Annotated in this window: 4 protein-coding genes; 1 reads left to right on the forward strand and 3 read right to left on the reverse strand. The window is 66.3% G+C overall.

What is annotated here, in order from left to right; genetic code table 11:
* The first annotated feature begins 163 nt into the window (after positions 1-163).
* Complete coding sequence (locus tag ENN83_RS16810; RefSeq protein ID WP_287188978.1) at positions 164-505, forward strand: hypothetical protein; 342 nt, start codon at positions 164-166, stop codon at positions 503-505.
* A 3-nt stretch (positions 506-508) separates the two neighbouring features.
* Here ENN83_RS16810 and ENN83_RS16815 read toward each other — a convergent pair whose 3' ends face one another.
* From ENN83_RS16815 to ENN83_RS16825, 3 genes are all read right to left on the reverse strand, one after another.
* Positions 509-1363 carry a class I SAM-dependent methyltransferase gene (locus tag ENN83_RS16815; protein WP_287188980.1) on the reverse strand — a complete coding sequence of 285 codons (855 nt, stop codon included), beginning with the start codon at positions 1361-1363 and terminating at the stop codon, positions 509-511.
* Positions 1364-1425: 62 nt separating this feature from the next.
* The gene (locus tag ENN83_RS16820; RefSeq protein ID WP_287188982.1) at positions 1426-1935 is read right to left on the reverse strand and encodes an RNA pyrophosphohydrolase; all 510 of its coding nucleotides are present in this window, start codon (positions 1933-1935) and stop codon (positions 1426-1428) included.
* 18 nt (positions 1936-1953) lie between these two features.
* Positions 1954-2916 (reverse strand): S41 family peptidase (locus ENN83_RS16825; RefSeq protein ID WP_287188984.1); only part of this gene is annotated, 963 nt, incomplete at its 5' end.

Below are 2916 nucleotides of genomic sequence, written 5' to 3' on the forward strand. Positions count from 1 at the left end.
CGAAGGTCGTCTGAATACGGTTTCGTCATCCATGCTGGCCTCCTTCACCAGTATGAATTCTGAATCACACAACGCACCGTATGGGAATCCTCTTTCGATTCAGAGAAAGCCTGAGCCGCTCTATTGGTTGTTTCCCGAAGCCGGTTCTTGAAAAGGTTCGCCTATGACCGAAAAACCGAAGAAACCGCACCACGTCTATACCCTGCTCGTCGAGGTCGGTCGCAAGCCCGACGATGGGCTGCCCGAAGGTGCCTCGGGGGCGGGGCTGATGTGTTATGCCTCGGGTGTGGACGAGGCCGAGGCGGTGCGCGAAACCGTTACCGTGCTGAAGCAGGCCGGGCTCGCGCCGCTGGATGTCACGGGCTACGGCACCGCGGAGGAGCAGCGCGCGCAGGGCCATGAGATCGACGCCGAGGAAGCTGCTCTGATGGACCGGGCGCTGGCCCAGAACGCAGTGATCGTGGCGCAGATGGAGCCGTTCTTCGACGGTGACGAGGACGACTGACCCTCAGCCGCCCGGGCGCAGCCGGAAGATCATGTAGCGGTTACCGCGGCAGAATGCCTTGGCCGAGCGTTCGCGCCCAATCAGCCGGGCGGCCAGCCGTTCGCGGCGGCGCGCGCCCAGCACCACGGCCAGCGCGCGGCGCATCAGCCAGCGCCCGCGCGGGCGTTTCGCGGCCAGTTCGGCGTCGATCCGCGTGATCGCGTGGCCGGACACGTTGAACAGCGCCTGTTCCAGATCGATCGAGGGGGCGACAGCCTCGGTGACGTCCTCCTCGGCCAGCGGCACGAGGCCGCGTGCTGCCATCTCCTCGCGCATGAGTGCCAGCCGGTGCCCGCCGCCTGCGGTGCGGATCCGGCCCCCGCGCTGAAAGCTGTCCGATCGGAAACAGTCCGCGATCAGGATCTCGCCGCCAGGCACCAGAAGGCCGGCGGCCTTGTCGAGCGCCAGCGCGCAGGGGATGTACTGGAAGCTTTCCGAGAACAGGCACAGATCGAAGCGCGGGGCCGAGGCGAAATCCTGGAACGGCATCTCGTGCACCTTGGCCGCGGGCGCGTTGGCACGGCAGCGGCTGGCGGGAAAGGCGCTGGGCACCACGATCTCGACCTCGTGGCCCCGCGCGATCAGCTTGGCCGCCGTTTCGCCCGCGCCGCCGCCGATATCGAGGATCCTCAGCCGCCCTTCGGGCAGGTGCGAGAACAGCAGATCAGTATAGGCCGCCTGTGCCCGGCCCAGATTGGCCGCTGTCACGTCAAGGCCGGTCCACAGCCCGTAATGCAGGTTCTCGGCCCCGGTCAGCCAGCGGATGAACGCAAGGCCCGCATCAAGCCCCATCGCGCGGGTGTCGATCTTCCCGGTCATGCGTCCCTTCGGTTTGGTCGCCGCTTCGATGCGCGATTTCGGTCCTGGGGGCAAGCTGGGGTTCAGCCTATCCGCCCGACAAGCTCGGCAACGACGCGCTCGTAGACCGCGCGCTTGAAGGGCACGATGCTGGCCACCAGTTGGGCGGGGTCGAGCCAGGCCCATTCCGAGAACTCGGGATGCTCGGTCGCGATGTCGATCTGGTCGTCGGTGCCGAGAAAGCGCATCAGGAACCAGAGCTGCCTCTGGCCGCGATAGCGCCCCTTCCAGATCTTGCCCATCAACTCGGGCGGCAGGTCGTACTGCACCCAGTCGGCGGTGTGGTCGATCACCTCGACCAGATCGGGCGTCACCCCGGTTTCCTCGAACAACTCGCGCAGCGCCGCCGCCAGCGGGTCCTCGTCCCCGTCGATTCCGCCCTGCGGCATCTGCCAGGCAGGTTCAGGCCAGTCCTTGCGCTGGCCGACGAAAACGCGGCCCTCGGCATTCACCAGCATGACGCCAACACAGGGGCGATAGGGCAGCTTCTCGATTTTTCCGGGGCTCAGCATGGGCATGGCGGGCCGGCGCATGGTCCGGCCCTGTCCTTTCTAGTCGTTCTGGCCAAGCGCCGAGAGGCCCTTGAGGATGTCGATCGCATAGGCGAGCTGGTAATCCTCCTCGCGCAGCTTGGCGGCGGCCTCGGCCTTCTTCAACTCTTCCTCGGCCTGGCGGCGTTCATCCTCGGTCATGCTGTCATTGCCGAGCGCGCCGCGCAGATCGGCCTCGGATCGGCCGGGGCGGCCATTGGGCGTCTCGTCCTCGGTGACAGGGCTGCGCGGGGGCTGGGCCACGACGATGTCGGGCGACACGCCGAGCGCCTGGATCGACCGGCCCGACGGGGTGTAGTAGCGCGAGGTCGTCAGACGCATCGCGCTATTGCCCTTCAGCGGCATTACCGTCTGAACCGAACCCTTGCCGAAGCTCTTGGTGCCGACCACGATGGCGCGGCGATGATCCTTGAGCGCACCGGCCACGATCTCGGACGCCGAGGCCGAACCGCCATTGATCAGCACGACCATCGGCTTTCCGCCGGTGATGTCGCCCTTGGTGGCGTTGAAGCGGTCGCTGTCCTGCGGGTTGCGGCCACGGGTCGAGACGATCTCGCCCGCATCGAGGAAGGCGTCGGACACCTTGATCGCCTGCGGCAGCAGCCCGCCCGGATTGTTGCGAAGGTCCAGCACGACACCTTTGACATTCTCGATGCCGCCCAGTTCCTCGACTGACTTCTTCCACTCGGACTCGAGATTGGTATAGGTCTGGTCGTTGAACGTGGTCACGCGCAGCACCACCGTATCGCCCTGAACCCGCGAACGGACCGCCGTCAGCTTGATCGTGTCACGGATGATGGTGACGTCGAAAGGCTCGGTCGCCGGGCGGACCACGGTGATGACGATCTCGCTTCCCACGGGGCCGCGCATCATCTCGACCGCCTGGTCCAGGGTCAGGCCCAGCATGCTTTCGCCGTCGACATGGGTGATGAAATCGCCCGCCTCGATCCCGGCCTCGTCGGC

It is taken from the genome of Rhodovulum sp. (assembly GCF_011048875.1).
In the GTDB taxonomy this organism is placed as follows: Bacteria; Pseudomonadota; Alphaproteobacteria; order Rhodobacterales; family Rhodobacteraceae; genus Rhodovulum; species Rhodovulum tesquicola.